Genomic DNA, 17,933 nt, shown 5'->3' on the forward strand with positions numbered 1-17,933 from the left:
ACATGACAAGCCGTGAGGACGAGGCGCTGGCGCTCGCCGCCGTGGACGCGCTGACCGGACAGCTGGCCCTGGCTCCCAAGCCGGGCCTGCCCGACCCGCGCGATCTCCACGCCCGTGCCACGCGCCGGGACCAACTCGCCCTGCGCTGGTCGGCCAAGGCGCTCGCGCCCGGCCTCACGGCGATGGCCGCCGCGGCCCGCCGCACCGGCGAACCGACACCCGGGCTCCGTACGGAACTGGGCGCCATCGGCCGGTCCACCGAGCACTCGGTGGGGCTCACGGGCGGTGGCCACCGGGGTGCCCTGTGGGCGCTCGGCCTGCTGGTCGCGGCAGCCGCCCTGGACCCCCGGGCCAAGGCGCTCGACGTCGCCGCCGCGGCCAAGCGCATCGCCTCCCACCCCGACAAACGCGCCCCGCGCAGACCCTCCCGGGGCTCCTCGGTGTCGGCGAAGTACGGCGCCGCCGGCGCCCGGGGCGAGGCGCGGGCCGGATTCCCGCACGTACGGCGGGCGTTGGACGCGCTGGCCGTCGCCCGCTCGACCGGCGCGACGGAGGCGCAGGCCCGCCTCGACGCGCTGCTGACCGTCATGTCGACGCTCCAGGACACCGAGTTGCTGTACACGGCGGGCCCGCACGGCCTGCGCCATGTCCAGGCGGGCGCCCGCGGAGTCCTGGAAGCGGGCGGCACGTCGACGGAAGCGGGCGCCGCGGCTCTGGCCGCCCTCGACGACGACCTCCACGCGCGCGCGTGGAGCCCCCGCGGCAGCGCCGGGCTCTTCGCGGGGGCCCTGTTCCTGGACTCGCTGCCGGTCAGCCCACTGACACGGGCCGCCTGACAGCCGCGCCGACCGGGCCTGCGGCGGCCGCCTTCCGGGCCGCCGGGCCCATGGCGTACGACGCCACCAGCGTGACTGCGCCCAGCAGCAGCCATCCCGGGGTCCCCCAGCCCACCAGCAGGGCGGTGAGGACGAGGGGCCCCGCGGTACGGGCCACGGTGACGCCGGTGCCGAAGAAGCCCTGGTACTCGCCGACGCGGTCGGCCGGGGCCAGCTCGAACGACAGCTGCCAGGATCCCGCCGACTGGCCCATCTCGGCGACGACCTGAAGCACCGCGCCGACCACCAGGACACCGACGCCCACCCAGGGCCCCACCCCGGCGGACAGGGCGAACACCGCGCACGCCGCGAGCATCACCCAACCGGAGCGCCGTACCGCGCGCGTGGCCGACCCGAGCTCCGTCACCCCGCGCGCCATCCGCACCTGGAACACCATCACCGCGCCCGTGTTGAGCACGAACAGCGCGGAGACGACCCAGGCGGGAGCGTCGGTCCGCTCGGTGATCCACAGCGGGATTCCGAGGCTGAGCAGCGGCATGCGCAGCAGCAGCACGGTGTTGAGCAGGGTCACGACGACGTACGGCCGGTCGCGCAGCACACCGAGCCCCCGCGACTTCGCCGCCGCGACGGGCGCAACCGACGGCAGCCGCAGCAGCAGCCCCGCACAGACCAGGAAGCTCACCGCGTCCAGCGCGAACACCCCGAGATACGCCGCCCGTGTCCCGGCACTCAGCGCGAGCCCGCCGAGCCCGGCGCCCACCGCCAGACCGGCGTTGAGCGTGGACTGGAGGTGCGCGAGCAGCCGTGTGCGGTCCCCGGCCGTCACCAGCCCGGCGAGCAGCGCCTGCCGGGCCGCCGCGAGCCCCGACTGCGCGGACGCGTAGGCACAGGCCGCGATCACGAACGGCACGAAGCCCCGCACGACCAGGAAGGACGCCACCGCGGCCCCGGTGGCGAGCGCCAGCAGTACGGCGGTCCCGCGCGCCCCACGCCGGTCGGCGAGCCGCCCCAGCGGCACCCCGACCAGCGAACCGACCGCCCAGGCGAGCGTCAGCCCGAGCCCCACGCGCGCGGGGGCCAGCCCGACGACGTGGGTGAAGTAGAGGGCGGAGGTGACGTAGTACGCCCCGTCGCCGACCGAGTTGGTCAGCTGGGCCAGGGCGAGCACACGTTGCGGGCCTGCGGGCGGGACGAGGGAGTTGGTCATACGGACGACGTTAGAAGCACGGTGGACCGATCGGCAGGCCCAATAGTCATGCCTTTCAGTGGCCCAATTTCAGGCCGGGGAAACCGAACTCAACCACCGTTCAGAACCCGCCCGAGCACGGCCAACGCCTCCTCGTAGACCCCCTCCCGAGGCGTCCCGTACCCGACGACCAGCCCCTGCGCCCGAGCGCCCGCCGCCACCGCGCCCGGCACGTGCCAGTGCTCCTCGAGGTACCCGACCGCGAGCCCGGCCTCCTTGGCCCGCGCCCTGACCTCCGCCTCGTCGGCCACCTCCACCAGGGCGTGCAGCCCCGCGGCGATCCCGCGCACGTCCCGGTGGGCGCCCAGCAGGTCGACGAGCCGGTCCCGGCGACGCCGGTAGCGCAGGCGGCACGCGCGCACGTGCCGGTCGTAGGCGTGGCTGGTGATCAGTTCGGCGAGGGCCAGCTGACCGATGGTCTCGGTGTGGTGGTCGCTGTGAAGTTTGGCGTCGGCGACCGCGTCGACCAGATGCGGGGGCAGCACCATCCAGCCCAGGCGCAGGGCGGGCCCGAGCGTCTTGGAAGCGGTGCCGATATAGGCGACCTGTCCCGGGGCCATGCCCTGAAGAGCGCCGACGGGCTGTCTGTCGTAGCGGAACTCCCCGTCGTAGTCGTCCTCGACGATCAGCCCGTCACGCGCGCGTGCCCAGTCGGTGAGCGCCCGCCGCCGCTCCGGGTGCAGGGTCACGCCGGTCGGGTACTGATGGGCGGGGGTGACGACGACCGCGGAGACCTTGCCGGGGCCGGTCAACTCCTCGACGCGGGCGCCGCGCTCGTCGACGCCCACCGGTACGACCCGCCCGCCGGCCCGCCGTACGACCTCCCGGTGGAACGGCAGCCCCGGGTCCTCCATGGCGATGGCGGCGCCGTCCAGCACGCGCGTGAGCAGCGAGAGCCCCTGCACGTACCCGGAGGTGATCACGATCCGCTCGGGCGGCGCGAGCACCCCGCGGGCCCGCCCCAGGTAGTCCGACAGTGCCGTCCGCAGCTCGATCCGGCCGCGCGGGTCGCCGTAGTCGTACGCCGGGGAGGGCGCCGTCGCGACGGCCCGGCGGAGCGCCCGCAGCCAGGCGTCCGCCGGGAACGTCCCGACGTCCGGGCTCCCCGGCCGCAGGTCGAACCGGGGCACACGCGCGCGTGCGGCTACCTCCGGCGGCTCGGCACCGACGGAGGGCAACGCGGCGACCTGCGTACCGGCCCCCTGCCGAGCGGTGAGATACCCCTCGGTGACCAACTGGTCGTAGGCCGCCTTCACGGTCCCCCGCGAAACCCCCAGCTCATCGGCGAGCCGCCGGGTGGCAGGCAACAGAACACCGGGCGCAAGCCGCCCGTCCCGCACGGCGTCACGAAGGGCCCGCTCGATCCCGGCACGACGCCCTTCAGCCGCGATCACTTCCAGATGCAGGTCCACACCCATCCCCCTAGGGGCGCGGGGAACTGCGCGACCAGCCACGAACTACCCGCAGACGAAACTCAACCCTTGAGCGAAGCCATCCAAGCTTCCACCTCGTCAGATCGCCGGGGCAGCCCGTCCGACAGATTCCGATTCCCGGCCTCCGTCACCAGGATGTCGTCCTCGATCCGCACCCCGATACCCCGATACTCCACAGGCACGGTCAGATCATCAGCCTGGAAGTACAACCCCGGCTCAACCGTCAGCACCATCCCCGGCTCCAACGTCCCGTCGACATAGGACTCCACCCGCGCCGCGGCACAGTCGTGAACGTCCATGCCGAGCATGTGCCCCGTGCCGTGCAGCGTCCACCTCCGCTGCAACCCCAGCTCCAGCACCCGCTCCACGGGCCCCTCGACAAGCCCCCACTCCACGATCCGCTCGGCCAGCACCCGCTGCGCCGCGTCGTGGAAGTCCCGGTACTTGCCGCCGGGCCGCACGGCCGCGATACCGGCCTCCTGGGCGTCGTACACCGCGTCGTAGATCTTCTTCTGGATCTCGGTGTACGTGCCGTTGATCGGCAGAGTCCGGGTGACGTCGGCCGTGTAGTACGTGTGCGTCTCGACGCCCGCGTCCAGCAGCAGCAGCTCGCCGGAGCGCACGGCCCCGTCGTTGCACACCCAGTGGAGCGTGCAGGCGTGCGGGCCGGCCGCGCAGATGGAGCCGTAGCCGACGTCGTTGCCCTCCACGCGCGCGCGGAGGAAGAAGGTGCCCTCGATGTAACGCTCGGAGGTCGCCTCGGCCTTGTCGAGGACCTTCACCACGTCCTCGAACCCACGCACCGTCGAGTCGACGGCCTTCTGCAGCTCGTCGATCTCGAACTCGTCCTTGACCAGCCGCGCCTCGGAGAGGAAGACCCGCAGTTCGTCGTCGTGCTCGGCGGTGACCTTGTCGGTCAGGGCGGCCTCGATACCGGCGTCGAACCCACGTACGACCCGTACCGGCCCGGTGGCCTCCCTGAGCCGGTCGGCCAGCTCGCGCACGTCCGACGCCGGAATGCCGTACACCTGTTCGGCCTCGGTGAGTGAATGCCGGCGGCCGACCCACAGCTCACCCTGCCCGGAGAGCCAGAACTCACCGTTCTCGCGGTCGGAGCGCGGGAGGAGATAGATCGTCGCCTTGTGACCGCCGGTGACGGGCTCCAGGACGAGCACGCCGTCCTCGGTCTGGTTACCGGTCAGATACGCGTATTCGACAGAGGCACGGAAGGGGTACTCCGTGTCGTTCGAACGCGTCTTCAGGTTGCCCGCCGGGATCACCAGGCGCTCGCCCGGGAAGCGCGCGGAGAGCGCGGCGCGGCGGGCGGCGGTGTGACCGGCCTGAGCGATGGGCTCCAGGCCCGTCAGCTCGGTGTCGGCCCAGCCCGACTTCATGTTCTCGGCAAGCTCGTCGGACACGCCCGGGTACAGGCCGTTCTTCCGCTGCTTGATCGGCTCTTCGGGCTCGGCCTCAGTCTCCGGGATCGCCGGATTGAGCTCGTCCGCCACGGTCATCCTCCTAGATACGGCACTGGACCCCGTCCATCGTACGGTCGTACGGGACGGGGCCCAGAGGTGCGCGGGGCGACCGGCGGCTCACTCGAACCGCGCCGACAGCAGTACGACGTCCTCCTGACCGTCCGACGCGTCCAGCCCGTCCGGCAGCATGCTCCGCAGGACATGGTCCGCGATCGCGCCCGCGTCGTCCCGCAACTGCCGGGGGACGCTCGCCGCCGCCGCGTGCAGCCGGGAGAAGGCCCGGTCCACGGGTTCGCCGGTACGGTGCAGCAGCCCGTCGGTGTACAGCAGAACCGTCTCTCCGGGCTCGGTACGGAACTCCACGCTGGGCGCCTCCCAGCAGGCGAGCATCCCGAGCGGCGCCGACACGGTGGTCTCCACGAACTCCGTGCGCCGCTCGCCGATCAGCAGGGGCGGACAGTGCCCGGCGCCGGCCAGCGTGACCTTGCGCAGCGCGGGCTCGCAGTAGGCGAACAGGGCGGTGGCGCAGCGGGCGGGCTCGGTGAGCCTCAGCAGCAGCTCCAGGTCGGAGAGGACCGCCACCGGGTCCTCGCCCTCCATCACGGCGTACGCGCGCAGGGAGGCCCGCAGCCGGCCCATCGCGGCGATCGCGCTCGGTCCGGAGCCGGTCACCGCGCCCACGGCCAGGCCCAGGGCGGCGTCCGGCAGCGGCAGCGCGTCGTACCAGTCGCCGCCCCCGCGCGGACCGGTGCGGTGCCGGGCGGCCAGCTGGACACCGGCGGTCCGGGGCAGCCTGGCGGGCAGCAGCTCCTCGGAGATCGTGCGCACACACGCGCGCGTGCGCTCCACTTCGACCAGCCGTGCCAGGTGCTCGGTCGCGAACCGCGCGTACAGGCCGACGAGGTGCCGTTGCCGTTCGACCGGCTCCGCGGGCTCGTCGTACAGCCAGACGGCCGCGCCGAGGCGGCCCGCGGACTCCGTGGACAGGGGGAGCGCGTAGCTCGCCGCGTAGCCGAGACGGGCGGCCACTTCACGGTGACGGGGGTCGAGACCGTCCTCGGCGAGGAGGTCCGGGTGTGTGATTTCGCTCTCGCCGCCGGGCAGGCCGGCGGCCGTGTCGAGGAGCTGCCCGTACGGCATGGCGCCGCGCGGGATCGTCTCGATGTGCCCGAGGTCCGCGCGGGCCAGCCCCAGGCCAATGGTGGTGTCGGGGCCGAGTCCGTCACCGGGTTCCAGGACGACGAGGCCGCGCCGGGCGCCCACGAGAGCGGCTCCGGCGTTCAGCAGCTCCTGCAGTGCGTCGGCGAGTGCCGCCGTGCGGGCCAGCCGTTCGGTGAGTTCGTGCAGTGTTGTGAGGTCGGACACCCAGCCGGCGAGACGGTCCTGAAGCAGGATGCCGGGGCCGTTCGTGCAGGTCAGCGCGGGAGTGTCCGCTGGGGTGTCCGGGACTACGGGCGCGGGCGCGACAGTGTGTGCGGGTGAGGGAACCGTTGAATCGATTCCAGCCACTTTCGGGAGGTGAGGGGCGTTCATGGCGTCCGGCCTTCCGACCGGCGCTTATTGCTCAATAGCATCGCAAACCCCCATGTGATTCTGCGCCGCTAGCAGTGTCTCCACATGTACACGCACTCGTGAGGGGATGTCCAGCATTGTCCTGCTGGGATTCCTGGTGTCCATGGGTTCGCCGCGGTCCCCTTGCGAAAAAGCAAAGTTGGCCTAAAACTGACTCGGGTAGCGGGTTATTGAGGTCGACTGGCCTGGTTCGACGGAGCGTCACAGCGGTCTTGGTGGGTACGTACTCGGTGAAGGCCGGGGGTGGTTGTGTCAACCACCCGGAACCTGGCGACGGACCCGGGCGTCTTAACCACCGACGGCCGTGTCCCATCCTCCCCTGGCGGAGGCGGAGAGAAATACGCGGGACGCAAAACGCCAGACTCCGCCACCCCGCGCCATGCCCATGCTTTTGATGAACGCAGTATGGACGCGGACGAAGCCAACGCTCGGCGCTCGGCGCACAACAAGGGGGCTGCCCCTTGCCTCCCGCAGGTCGGGATGCGCCAGAAGATACGCACAGTGAAGTGATCGACACATGGTGTGATGTAGCCCACGGTGTTGCCAGGCGTGCAACGGAAAGGAACGAGCGCTCATGCGCGAGATCCTCGGAAGGCTCGGAAGGCGACGCAGGCTCCTGTCCCGGCGCGACGGCGGGAAGCCTGAGGTGCTCGGCGCGGCCCTGACGTTCGCGGCCGGCTGGCAGTGGCCCGTACTCCCGGGCGTGGCACCGGATCCACAGGGGCGCGCCCGTTGCGGCTGCCCCGACCCGGAGTGCACGGTCCCCGGCGCTCACCCGTTCGAACCCGGCCTGCTGGCGGCGACCACCGACGAGCGCATGGTGCGCTGGTGGTGGACGAACCGGCCGACGGCTCCCATCATCCTCGCCACCGGCGGCGCGGCTCCGTGCGCGGTCAGCCTGCCGGCCCCGGCCGCGGCCCGCGCTCTCGACGCCCTGGACCGCAAGGGCATGCGCCTGGGTCCGGTCGTTGCGGGTCCCACCCGCTGGTCGCTGCTCGTGAAGCCGTACACGATGGAACAGCTGGGCGAACTGCTGTACGCGAAGGACTTCGTGCCCGGTTCGCTCCGCTTCCACAGCGAGGGCGGTTACATCGCCCTGCCGCCGTCCGAGACCGGTCACGGCCAGGTCCGCTGGGAGCGGGCTCCGCTGCCCGGCTCGGCCTCGCCCTGGCTGCCCGATGTCGAGGCCGTGGTGGACGCCGTGGTCGAGGCCCTCACTCGTACGGGTGTGAGCGCGCCCGAGTTGTAGGGGTGTCGGGCGCGCGGGCAACCGGGCGCCCGTCCCCTGTCGTTATGTTCACCTCCATGAACCTCCGTCTGCTCGCGCTCTCGGGCGTCGTGGCGCTCACGGTCGCCCTGCCGCTGGCCGTGGCGTCCGCGGGCCCCGTGGGCGACGCGGACCGCGACGCCCTTCTCTCCCTGACGCCTGAAGAAGGCCCTCAGCAGGGCCCGGAGGACGACAAGGCGCGAGAAGCCGCCGATCCCACCGGTTCCCCGCTGCTGCTCGGTCTGGGGCTCGCCACCGCCGCCCGCTGCGGTCCCGAACTCACCTCCCCCGACGGCATCGAGGCGCAGACCTGTGTCCTGTCCCAGGGGGAGGAGACCTGGGCGCGCACCTACTATCGCAATACGACTGGCCGTGACCTCGTGTCCGTGCTGAGCCTCATGGGCCCCGACTCCCACACCGTGCAGCTGCGGTGCGCGGTGGGTGCCGAGGACGAGCCCGGGGTGTGCGAGACGCCCAGGGAGCGCACGGCGGGTGAGCCGGGGGCGTACACGGCGGTCGCGGAGTTCGCGGCGGCGGGGAATTCCACGGACGGGGCCGGAGGGGCGGCGGCCGCGGGACAAAGGCCGCTGCTGCTGCGTTCGGGGAGCAACTCCGGGGCGCCCGACGGGAGTTGACGCGCGGCGCGGTTCCGTACAGCACGCTGCGGGAATCTCCGGGCAAAGAAAGACCCGGTTGCTGGCGACGGGGGATGCACCAGCAACCGGGCTACCGCAACGCTAACAAGAGATCGGCGGTTCGCAAATTCGATCTCGGCTATTCGGACACCGATTCCCTTGTTCTCACGGGGAGTTGTGACTGGAGTCACCCCCCACCGGAGGCCGCGGAATCGACGGGTCCGACCGTGCGTCAGCTGAGCGTCACCTGTCGGTTGGTCAGTCCGCCGCGTGCGCGGCGCTCGTCCGGGGTGAGCGGCGCGTCCGAGGCCAGCGCGCTGGCGAGACGGTCGGCGAACTCGGCGGCCGGCTTCTCGACGTCCTCCGCGGTGACGCCGGTCGGCAGGTCCCAGACCGGGACGGTGAGGCCGTGAGCCCGGAAGGAGCCCACCAGACGGGTGCCCTCGCCCAGGCTGGACTGCCCGGCCGCGTGCAGCCGCGTGAGGGCGTCGAGCAGCTGCTCCTCGCCGTGCGGCATCACCCAGCGCAGGTGGTTCTTGTCCGGGGTCTCGCACCAGTACGCGGCGTCGACGCCCGTCAGCTTCACGGTCGGGATGGCCGCGTCGTTCGCACGCTCCAGGGAGGCGGTGACGTCCGCCGTGGCGTTCTGCGCGTCCGGAACCCAGAACTCGAAGCCCGTGTGCACAACTGGCTCGAACACGCCTTCGGGATCGAGCAGGTCCTGCAGCCGCGGGCTCTCGGCCGGTGCGCGGCGGCCCTGTACGGGCGTGCCGGGGGCCGCGGTGAGCGCGCGCTGGAGGGTGTCCGCGAGGTCGCGGCTGATGTCGCCGGACGCCGTGTCGTTCTGCAGCCCGAGCAGGACCGAGCCGTCGTCACGGCGCAGGGCGGGCCACGCCATCGGCAGGACCGTCGCGAGTGTGACCGAGGGAACGCCCTCGGGGAGGCCGCCCTTCAGGGTCAGCTCCACGGTGGCGGCGGGGACCAGCTCGCGCAGAGCCACCCAGTCGCCCTCTCCGGGCAGGCCCTCGAAGGGCCGGTGCACCAGTTCGGTCACCGCGTGCGCGGCGGCCCGGCCGTGACAGGCCTTGTAGCGCCGGCCGCTGTCGCAGGGGCAGGGCTCGCGGGCACCGACAACCGGAAAGTCCCCGTCAGCGCCTCCGGCGCGGGCTCGGTCGGACGGCTGAGGCCGCGAGGCCTTGGTCTGGGGGCGCTTCTTGGCCATCGTGGGTGTCTCCCGGTTACGGCTCGTCTCGTACTGGCGCGAGCCTAGCCGTTCGTACGACGGCCGACGGGACCCTGTGGACAACGCACCGCACACCGGCGTCAGGACCTGTGCGCACCTGACGCCGCCGGTGTGCCGTCAGTCCATGTCGTCGAACGCGTCCGCGAAGTCCAGGTCGGGTACCGCGGACATCGAGCGGCCTGTGACGCGGGTGGCGAAGTCGGTACGCCGGTGGCCGGCGTTCGGGTCGTGGACGTCGTCGTTGACGACGGCCCACACCGTGACCTCGCCGCGGGTGTCGTCCCGGACGCCCCAGTCGTCGGCCAGCGCCGTGATGATGTTCAGCCCGCGACCGCCGTGCGCCGTCACCGAGGGGGTCGACGGAATCGGGCGGGTCGGGCCGCCGCCGTCCGTCACCTCGACGATGAGTCTGCCGCCGGAGTCCACGCGCCACGCGGCCCGGACGTCGCCGTCACCGGCCAGGGCCTCGCCCAGTGGCCGACCGTGTTTGCACGCATTGCTCAAGAGTTCGGACAGGATCAGTACCGCGTCGTCTATGACCGATTCCGCCACACCGCCCGTGCGCAACTGATCGCGCATCCGGTGTCTTGCTTTCCCCACGCCCGCAGGGCCATGGGGAACGGCCATGCTCGACGACGTGGGCACCTCCTGTGCCACCACCAACGCCACCCCCGAGACCTCCTTTGCCCCACGCCACGGTGTGAATGCCCCTTTGGCCTGTACCGGAAACCGCCCCTTCCGCCTTCGGTGACGCACTCGCAATGATCGAACACGGACCGAACGCGCCGGTGCACTCCCTGTAGTCGAGTGGCCGGATTTCGACGGTATGGCCGAAGGTGGAGGTTTCCTCACCGGGACCGCCAGGTCAAGAGCCCGGACGTGAACCGGGGTCGGAGTCGGGTAAGAGACGACTCGCGGCCGAAGGTTCCTGGCGTCGCGGAAGTGTGGCTGGTCAGCGGCCCAGTTGCCGCAGGACCGCGCCCGGGCGGTTGGTGATGACGGCGTCGATGCCGAGGGCGACGCAGAGGTCGACGTCCGCGGGGTCGTTCACGGTCCAGACGTGCACCTGGTGACCGGCGCGTTTCAGCCGCTCGATGTACGCGGGGTGACTGCGCACGATCCGGATGGAGGGGCCGGCGATCCCCACCCCGGTGGGCAGTCGCCCGTCGCGCAGCCGGGGTGAGAGGAACTGGTTCAGGTAGACGGTCGGCAGCGTCGGCGAGGCGGCCCGGACGCGGTGCAGCGAGCGCGCCGAGAAACTCATGACCCGTACCTGTGAATCTGTCGGCGACTCCGGGGCGTCCAGGCCGAACCGTTTGAGCAGGAACAGCAGCCGCTCCTCGACCTGGCCCGCCCACCGCGTGGGGTGCTTGGTCTCGATGGCCAGCTCCACCCGCCGCCCGGCGTCCGCGACGAGTTCGAGAAGCCGCTCCAGGGTGAGTACGGAGGTGTCCTCGCGGTCCTCCGGGCGGTGTTCCCAGTCGGGGGCCTCGTCCCCGGTCTTCCAGGAGCCGAAGTCCAGGGCGGCGAGGTCGGCGAGCTCCAGGGCGGAGACCGCGCCGCGGCCATTGGACGTACGGTTGACGCGACGGTCGTGGACGCAGACGAGATGGCCGTCCGCAGTCAGCCGTACATCGCACTCCAGGGCGTCGGCGCCGGCCTCGATCGCCTTCTTGTAGGCGGCCAGCGTGTGCTCGGGGGCCTCCTCCGAGGCTCCGCGGTGGGCGACGACCTGGATCGGGTGCTGTCGTGCGTGGGTCACCGCGTCATGGTGTCACCGTCGGAGGGCGGCTGTGACGTCACGGGTGCCCGATGCGCGTAACAGATGCCCATGCTTGTGTGACTTGTCGGATATAAAGGATGGTCCCGGACCCACAGGCACCGCTTATGGTGCCCTGACGGCCCGTGGGAAAAGCTGACGGCATACAAAAGGACGCGCACAGCTGAATCACGTACCGACCGCCACCCGTATGAACGGGTACGCGCACGTGTGGTCGGGCGTGACCGAGTGCGACCGAGAAGGACAGCCGTGGATCGAGGAGAAAGAGCTGTGAGCACCGAGAACGAGGGCACTGCGGTACCCCCGGCCCCGTCCGCACCTCCCGTGCCGGTGGAAGCTCCTGCTGCCTCCCCGCAGGCCACCGCGCACGAGGACAGGACGACTCCGCTCCCGCCGGTGCCCCAGGGCGCCCCGGAGCCGGAACCGGCGCACGCGGGACAGGTGCCGGCGTACGCGTCGGCGGGAGCGCCGGACGCCCCTCAGGGCGCGGGTGCGGGCCACGAGGCAGCGGCCTGGCCGCCGCCTCCGCCGCCGGCGACACCGTCGTACATGGACGGCGGAGGCGGCGGCGACACGGGCGCGCCCTGGGGCGCCACGTACGACCAGCAGCCGAAGCCGAAGTCCGGGCGCGGCGGGCTGTTCGCCGCGGTGCTGGTGGCCGCGTTGGTCGCCGGCGGCCTGGGCGGCGGCCTCGGCTACACGCTGGCCAAGGACAACGACGACTCCACCACGTCGACGACGGTCTCCGCCGCACAGCAGGCCGGCGGTGACCTGAAGCGTGACGCCGGCACGGTCGCGGGCGTGGCCGCCAGGGCGCTGCCGAGCACCGTCACCATCGAGGCGGAGAGCTCCAGCGGCGAGGGCGGCACCGGTACGGGCTTCGTCTTCGACACCCAGGGTCACATCGTCACCAACAACCACGTCGTCGCGGACGCGGTCGACGGCGGCAAACTGACGGCCACCTTCCCGGACGGCAAGAAGTACAACGCCGAGATCGTCGGCCACGCACAGGGCTACGACGTCGCGGTCATCAAGCTCAAGAACGCCCCCTCGGATCTCCAGCCGCTCACCCTCGGCGACTCCGACAAGGTGGCCGTGGGCGACTCGACGATCGCGATCGGCGCCCCCTTCGGCCTCTCCAACACGGTGACCACGGGCATCATCAGCGCCAAGAACCGCCCGGTGGCCTCCAGCGACGGCAGCGCCAGCAGCAAGGCGTCGTACATGAGCGCCCTGCAGACGGACGCGTCGATCAACCCGGGCAACTCCGGTGGCCCGCTGCTCGACGCGGCGGGCAACGTCATCGGCATCAACTCGGCGATCCAGTCCTCCAGCAGCGGCGGCCTGAGCACCGGCCAGTCCGGCTCGATCGGCCTGGGCTTCGCCATCCCGATCAACCAGGCGAAGTACGTCGCCCAGCAGCTGATCAAGACCGGCAAGCCGGTCTACGCGAAGATCGGCGCCTCGGTCACCCTGACCGAGGGCACGGGCGGCGCGCAGATCAGCCAGAAGGGCACGGACGCCGCCGATCCCGTCGAGGCGGGCGGCCCGGCGGCTGCGGCGGGCCTGAAGCCCGGCGACGTCATCACCAAGCTCGACGACCACGTGATCGACAGCGGTCCGACCCTGATCGGCGAGATCTGGACCCACAAGCCCGGCGACAAGGTCCAGATCACCTACGAACGCGACGGCAAGTCAAAGACGGTCGACCTGACCCTGGGCTCCCGCGAGGGCGACAACTGACCCACGCGCGCGCGGGCAGACCCGTTTCTCTTGGGTTCGAATCCCACTGCTTCCGCCGGTCATGAGTACGCAGGCCAGATGGGGTGCCCCTTGGTGAGGGGCACCCCATCCGCATGGGCCTCGGCGGTCCGGCTGTTCCCCCTGGGGTGCCGTTCTGGGCGGCGGACTACTTCGCCGCCGTCTCCCGCACGGGCGACGGCGCTCGGTTCGATCCCGAACGCTGCCGTGTACGTCGTCGCAGGTGGTGGCCTGGCACAAGCGGCACCACCTGCGGGGACGTCAGTCGCTTACACGGCTTCCAAGATCATCGCGTTGGCGAGACCGCCCGCCTCGCACATCGTCTGCAGGGCGTAACGGGCGCCACGCGCGCGCATGGCGTGCACAAGGGTGGTCGTCAGCCGGGTGCCGCTGGCTCCCAGCGGGTGGCCGAGGGCGATCGCGCCACCGTGCGCGTTGACCTTGGCAAGGTCGGCGCCGGTCTCCTGCTGCCAGGCCAGGACGACGCTGGAGAACGCCTCGTTGACCTCGAACAGGTCGATGTCGTCGAGCGTCAGGTGCGCCTTGCGCAGCACCTTCTCGGTGGCCGGGATGACGCCGGTGAGCATGAGGAGCGGGTCGGAGCCGGTGACGGCGAAGCTGTGCAGCCGGGCGAGCGGGCGCAGGCCGAGGCGGGCGGCGGTCTCGCTGGAGGTGATGAGCACGGCGGAGGCGCCGTCGTTGACGGGGCTGGCGTTGCCCGCGGTGACGTTCCACTCGATCTGCGGGAAGCGCTCGGCGAAGGCCGGGTCGTGGTAGGCGGGCCGGAGGCCGGCGAGGATCTCCGGGGTGCTGTTCGGCCGTACGCACTCGTCGCGCGTGACGTCCCCCAGGGGCGCGACTTCGGCGTCGAAGAGACCATTGGCCCAGGCCTCGGCGGCCTTGTGGTGGGAGGAGACCGCGAAGGCGTCCATCTGGTCGCGGGTGATCGACCACTTGGCGGCGATGAGTTCGGCACTGATGCCCTGCGGGACCAGACCCTCCGGGTAGCGCTCGGCGACGCCGGGCCCGAAGGGGTCCTTGCCGGGCGGCACGTTCGACCACATCGGCACCCGGCTCATCGACTCCACACCGCAGGCGACGACGAGGTCGTAGGCGCCCGAGATGACGCCCTGTGCGGCGAAGTGCACGGCCTGCTGGGAGGAGCCGCACTGACGGTCCACGGTGGTCGCCGGGACGGTGTCCGGGAAGCCCGCCGACAGGACGGCGTAGCGAGTGGTGTTCATGGCCTGCTCGCCGACCTGGTCGACGGTGCCGCCGATGACGTCATCGATCAGCGCCGGGTCGACGCCGGAACGGTCGACGAGGGTGCGCAGGGTGTGGGCGAGGAGTTCGACGGGGTGGACGTGCGCGAGGGAGCCGCCCGGCTTGCCCTTGCCGATGGGGGTGCGTACGGCTTCGACGATGACTGCGTCACGCATGTGCGGGCCTCCGCGACGAATTGGCGAGACTACCAGTGAGTAGGAAATTCAAATTCACCATAACTCGGAAGGTTGGAAAAACAAACCCTCCCCTAAGCTGGGCGTCATGGCCGCCACCAAAGACCCGCGCCCCTGTTCCATCGCCGACGCTCTGGCGCTCGTGGGCGAGAAGTACTCGCTGCTCGTCCTGCGGGAGGTGTGCCTGGGCAACGGCCGCTTCGACCAGCTGGTGCGCAACATCGGCGCACCGCGCGACATTCTGGCCACCCGCCTGCGCCGCCTCGTGGACGCCGGGATCCTGACGAAGCGCATCTACAGCGAGCGGCCGCAGCGCTTCGACTACCGGCCCACCCAGGCGGGGCTCGAACTGGAGCCGGTCCTGATGGCCCTCATGGAGTGGGGCGACCGCCACATCCGCAAGGGCAACGACCGCCCCATGGTCATGGAGCACAGCTGCGGCAGCGATCTGGTCCCGGTGGTCACCTGCCAGGCCTGCGGCAAGCCGTTGCACCACGAGGACCTGACGGCCCGTCCGCAGGCCGAGGGCTGGTCGGTGACGGGGCCCACGGCGGCCTGAACCAGCCCAGTCTGTGGAGAGCGGCTGAGGAACCCTCGCGGTGCCGACGCCACCCTTCAGCGGCAGACCTGGGGAGCGGAACCGACCCAGTGGACCCCTTCTGGATCACGCCGCCCGAGCAGCGCCCGCGCCAGGTACGCTGTACCCGCTCCGTCCCTGGTGGGCCGGGGCGCAGGTGGGTTGCCCGAGCGGCCTAAGGGAACGGTCTTGAAAACCGTCGTGGCAGCGATGTCACCGTGGGTTCAAATCCCACACCCACCGCAGTGAACGGCCTCTGACCTGGTGTACGGGTCGGAGGCCGTTCTGTTTGCCGGTCTGCCCGGCGCACGACCAGGGCGGGGTCTCAGGGGCGTGGTCAGGTGTCTTCCCGCAGGCACACGAACTCGTGGGCCGGGATGACCGGTTCGCCGGGCGTCGGATCCAGGGCGCCGATCCTGATGGCGACGGCCGCCACCGCGATCGGGGTGTTGGGGGCCGTCGGGCGCATCAGTCGCCAACGGTGTTGTGGCGGAACCTTCTTCGCCGGCAGCTCGAAGGTGGCCAGCTCGACCCAGCGGTCGTAGTTGGTCGGGTAGCAGCGCACCGGGGCATGGCAGTGGCGGCAGCTGCGGTGCTCGATCCAGTCCATGTCGTCCGGGTCCGACTCCGGGTTCGGTACTGCCGTGGCTCCCTCGCACTCGGCGAGCTTGTTGGCCAGCTTGTTCCAGCAGGCGTCGCAGAGTTCGGCCGACAAGGGCACGATGCGTCCGCGCTCGCGAACGTCAGGTCCGTTCGCCGAGCACAACAAGCACTCAGGTCGGTCGGCATCGCGGTGAAACCCGTGAACCCCCATGTCGCGAGTGTGAGTGCGCGGTACACCGTTCAGACAGGGCGCCTTTTGGCCGTATTTGACGAAGTCATGCCTCAGTGGCCCGATAAGTTCGTATGCGTCACCTCACCCCCGTCGCCCCGTCATCCGCTCCGCCGAAGCCACCGTCGCCCGTGCCTCCCGTTCCGTCAGGCCCGTCTGGACGGCCGCTTCCACGAGCGGGGTCAGCAGGGCGGGGCCGATGCCGTTCTCGTAGGCGCGGCAGGCCGCCCAGAAGAGGCGGGTGTTGCGCTGGCCCTCGTGGGCCGCGAGGACGAACTGGACCAGGCCCTGGCCGTGTTCGGCAGGTGTGGGGAGCGTTGAGCGGTGTGTGCGGGGCGGGGGCAGGAGGAGGCGCAGGAGGGACGGTGGGCAGGGTGCCGGGGTCAGGTGGGCCGTGCCGGGAGCCGTGCCGTAGACGCCGTGTTCGGTGCGGGAGCCGGGGCCGACCAGGTAGCCGCCGGCTCCTCTGATGTCGATGCCGGGGGCGAGCCTGCTCGCCGAGTTCGGCACCGTGGCGTCCGGGGGGCCGGTCAGCCAGAGGTGGCGGCCGCCGGACGGGGTCAGGACGACCACCGTCTCGGGGATCGTGAACAGATGACGCAGGGCCAGTTCGCGCAGGGCCGCGGAGGAGTCCGTGCCCGACTTGGTGTCCAGGTCGATGCCGATGAGGTGGTGCGGGGGCAGGCCGCAGGCGATGCCGTAGCCGGTGGCCCAGGGGGCGGCGGCGAAGAGTTCGCGGATGCGGGACGGGTCGGTCGTGGCGTCGTACACGCCGTGGCCCGTGCTTCCGCACTCGCCGTGGCAGGGGGCGGGGTCCGGGGAGTCGCGGTGGGGGGATCGGAGGGCCGGGAGCTTCGTCCGGGACAGGGGGATGACGGCCAGGCCGCGCTCGGCGGCTGACAGGGCGTGTGCGAGGGCCAGCGTTGTGGCCTGCCGGTCTGTGGTGGCCATGCCTCCATGTTCGTACGCATGTTCGAAAAAGGGAAGGGTGTGGCTGTCCGTCCGGACCCCGTTGGTGGAATGGCCGGAAATGTGCGGGAACGCTTCGGCCCTTGTGTCCCTTGGTGTCTTTCGTGGTGGCTTGGCGTGAATCAGTCCTGTCGGCCTGACCTGCGACTTCCATGATCCGAAGGGGGTTTATCGACTTGTCATCACGCTTCAGGGGGAATAAGTGGTTCCGGGGTGGTTCGCCGGGGATTCGGTGGGCAATTCTGATCTCGCGACGCAGTGCACAGCGGCGGGACAACACCGGGGCGGATGGCCAACTTCCCTGGCAGCAGGAGCAGTTCACGCATCACACGTACTTCGTACGGTCCGGCACTGGAGCCGGGGCGTACATGTTCTGGAGGAAAGACATGGCAAGCATCCGTACCGCTCGCGTTCTCGCCGCCGTTTCGGCTCTGCCCCTCGCCGCCGCGCTGTTCAGCGGTGTGGCCGCGGCGGACAACGGCGCCTTCGCGAACGACGGATCGAACGCGGCCGTCGCCGGCATCGTCGGCAGCGGCGTGGGCGGGAACAACAACGGCAACTCGTCCACCTCGCAGCAGCAGGCGGTCGGCTCGGGCGCCTCGAACCAGAACAACACCGCGCAGGTAAACGGCTCGGCGTTCACGGCCATCGACCAGTCCAACGCCGTCGTCAACTTCACCAACCTCTGGTGAGCCGTGGGCCGGTGGGGGTGTGGGTCCCCGGCGGTCCTGAACTCCCTGGTGGGGAGCGCTTCATGGGGTGGTAACGCGTCTGCGCGGCGGCACGTACTTCGGTACAACGTGTCGCCGCGCAGGCGTTTTCGGACCCTTGACACCCTCCCGTATCT

Annotated in this window: 16 protein-coding genes and 1 tRNA gene; 7 read left to right on the forward strand and 10 right to left on the reverse strand. The window is 71.1% G+C overall.

The features are described from left to right. Positions 1 to 2 precede the first annotated feature (2 nt). Positions 3 to 836, forward strand: coding sequence for a triphosphoribosyl-dephospho-CoA synthase (locus OG241_RS29095; protein WP_405819316.1), 834 nt, complete (start codon positions 3 to 5; stop codon positions 834 to 836). Here OG241_RS29095 and OG241_RS29100 read toward each other — a convergent pair. The 4 genes from OG241_RS29100 to OG241_RS29115 all read right to left on the reverse strand — a co-directional run bounded on the left by OG241_RS29100 (position 811) and on the right by OG241_RS29115 (position 6,526). Continuing rightward, entirely contained in the window at positions 811 to 2,043 is a 1,233-nt protein-coding gene (locus tag OG241_RS29100) for an MFS transporter (RefSeq protein ID WP_405819318.1), read from the reverse strand. The genes OG241_RS29095 and OG241_RS29100 overlap by 26 nt on opposite strands. Positions 2,044 to 2,132: 89 nt before the next feature. Then, a complete protein-coding gene (locus OG241_RS29105; RefSeq protein ID WP_405819320.1) occupies positions 2,133 to 3,500 on the reverse strand; it encodes a PLP-dependent aminotransferase family protein in 1,368 nt (455 codons plus the stop codon). 56 nt (positions 3,501 to 3,556) lie between these two features. Further along, positions 3,557 to 5,023 (reverse strand): aminopeptidase P family protein, encoded by a 1,467-nt coding sequence (locus OG241_RS29110; protein ID WP_405819322.1) that lies wholly within the window; start codon positions 5,021 to 5,023, stop codon positions 3,557 to 3,559. Between the two features lie 87 nt (positions 5,024 to 5,110). Beyond that, positions 5,111 to 6,526, reverse strand: a complete 1,416-nt coding sequence (locus OG241_RS29115; protein ID WP_405819324.1) for a PP2C family protein-serine/threonine phosphatase — start codon at positions 6,524 to 6,526, stop codon at positions 5,111 to 5,113. Positions 6,527 to 7,139: 613 nt separating this feature from the next. Here OG241_RS29115 and OG241_RS29120 point away from each other — a divergent pair. Then, positions 7,140 to 7,814 carry a bifunctional DNA primase/polymerase gene (locus OG241_RS29120; RefSeq protein WP_319096586.1) on the forward strand — a complete coding sequence of 225 codons (675 nt, stop codon included), beginning with the start codon at positions 7,140 to 7,142 and terminating at the stop codon, positions 7,812 to 7,814. A 56-nt stretch (positions 7,815 to 7,870) separates the two neighbouring features. Continuing rightward, the gene (locus OG241_RS29125) at positions 7,871 to 8,467 is read left to right on the forward strand and encodes a hypothetical protein (RefSeq protein ID WP_405819327.1); all 597 of its coding nucleotides are present in this window, start codon (positions 7,871 to 7,873) and stop codon (positions 8,465 to 8,467) included. A gap of 232 nt (positions 8,468 to 8,699) precedes the next feature. Here OG241_RS29125 and OG241_RS29130 read toward each other — a convergent pair whose 3' ends face one another. The 3 genes from OG241_RS29130 to OG241_RS29140 form a co-directional block, all read right to left on the reverse strand. After that, entirely contained in the window at positions 8,700 to 9,689 is a 990-nt protein-coding gene (locus OG241_RS29130; RefSeq protein WP_405819329.1) for a DUF5926 family protein, read from the reverse strand. Between the two features lie 138 nt (positions 9,690 to 9,827). Next, entirely contained in the window at positions 9,828 to 10,466 is a 639-nt protein-coding gene (locus OG241_RS29135; protein WP_405819330.1) for an ATP-binding protein, read from the reverse strand. Positions 10,467 to 10,662: 196 nt separating this feature from the next. Further along, entirely contained in the window at positions 10,663 to 11,472 is an 810-nt protein-coding gene (locus OG241_RS29140) for a glycerophosphodiester phosphodiesterase (RefSeq protein WP_405819332.1), read from the reverse strand. 288 nt (positions 11,473 to 11,760) lie between these two features. On the opposite strand from OG241_RS29140, the gene OG241_RS29145 reads away from it, so the two are divergent. Further along, positions 11,761 to 13,233, forward strand: coding sequence for a S1C family serine protease (locus tag OG241_RS29145; RefSeq protein WP_405819333.1), 1,473 nt, complete (start codon positions 11,761 to 11,763; stop codon positions 13,231 to 13,233). 287 nt (positions 13,234 to 13,520) lie between these two features. Here OG241_RS29145 and OG241_RS29150 read toward each other — a convergent pair whose 3' ends face one another. After that, positions 13,521 to 14,690, reverse strand: a complete 1,170-nt coding sequence (locus OG241_RS29150) for a thiolase family protein (RefSeq protein ID WP_405819335.1) — start codon at positions 14,688 to 14,690, stop codon at positions 13,521 to 13,523. A gap of 106 nt (positions 14,691 to 14,796) precedes the next feature. Between OG241_RS29150 and OG241_RS29155 the strand changes: the two genes are divergently transcribed. Together OG241_RS29155 and OG241_RS29160 are read left to right on the forward strand one after the other, a co-directional pair. Further along, positions 14,797 to 15,267 (forward strand): winged helix-turn-helix transcriptional regulator, encoded by a 471-nt coding sequence (locus OG241_RS29155; RefSeq protein ID WP_405819337.1) that lies wholly within the window; start codon positions 14,797 to 14,799, stop codon positions 15,265 to 15,267. A 174-nt stretch (positions 15,268 to 15,441) separates the two neighbouring features. Further along, a tRNA-Ser gene (locus OG241_RS29160) sits at positions 15,442 to 15,528 on the forward strand. 94 nt (positions 15,529 to 15,622) lie between these two features. Here the strand turns inward: OG241_RS29160 and OG241_RS29165 are convergent. Continuing rightward, positions 15,623 to 16,006 (reverse strand): DUF6083 domain-containing protein, encoded by a 384-nt coding sequence (locus OG241_RS29165; RefSeq protein ID WP_405819339.1) that lies wholly within the window; start codon positions 16,004 to 16,006, stop codon positions 15,623 to 15,625. Positions 16,007 to 16,201: 195 nt separating this feature from the next. Then, the gene (locus OG241_RS29170) at positions 16,202 to 17,068 is read right to left on the reverse strand and encodes a bifunctional DNA primase/polymerase (protein ID WP_405819341.1); all 867 of its coding nucleotides are present in this window, start codon (positions 17,066 to 17,068) and stop codon (positions 16,202 to 16,204) included. A gap of 404 nt (positions 17,069 to 17,472) precedes the next feature. On the opposite strand from OG241_RS29170, the gene OG241_RS29175 reads away from it, so the two are divergent. After that, positions 17,473 to 17,778, forward strand: a complete 306-nt coding sequence (locus OG241_RS29175) for a hypothetical protein (protein WP_334589988.1) — start codon at positions 17,473 to 17,475, stop codon at positions 17,776 to 17,778. Positions 17,779 to 17,933 lie beyond the last annotated feature (155 nt).

The organism is Streptomyces sp. NBC_01390, assembly GCF_045040105.1.
In the GTDB taxonomy this organism is placed as follows: domain Bacteria; phylum Actinomycetota; class Actinomycetes; order Streptomycetales; family Streptomycetaceae; genus Streptomyces.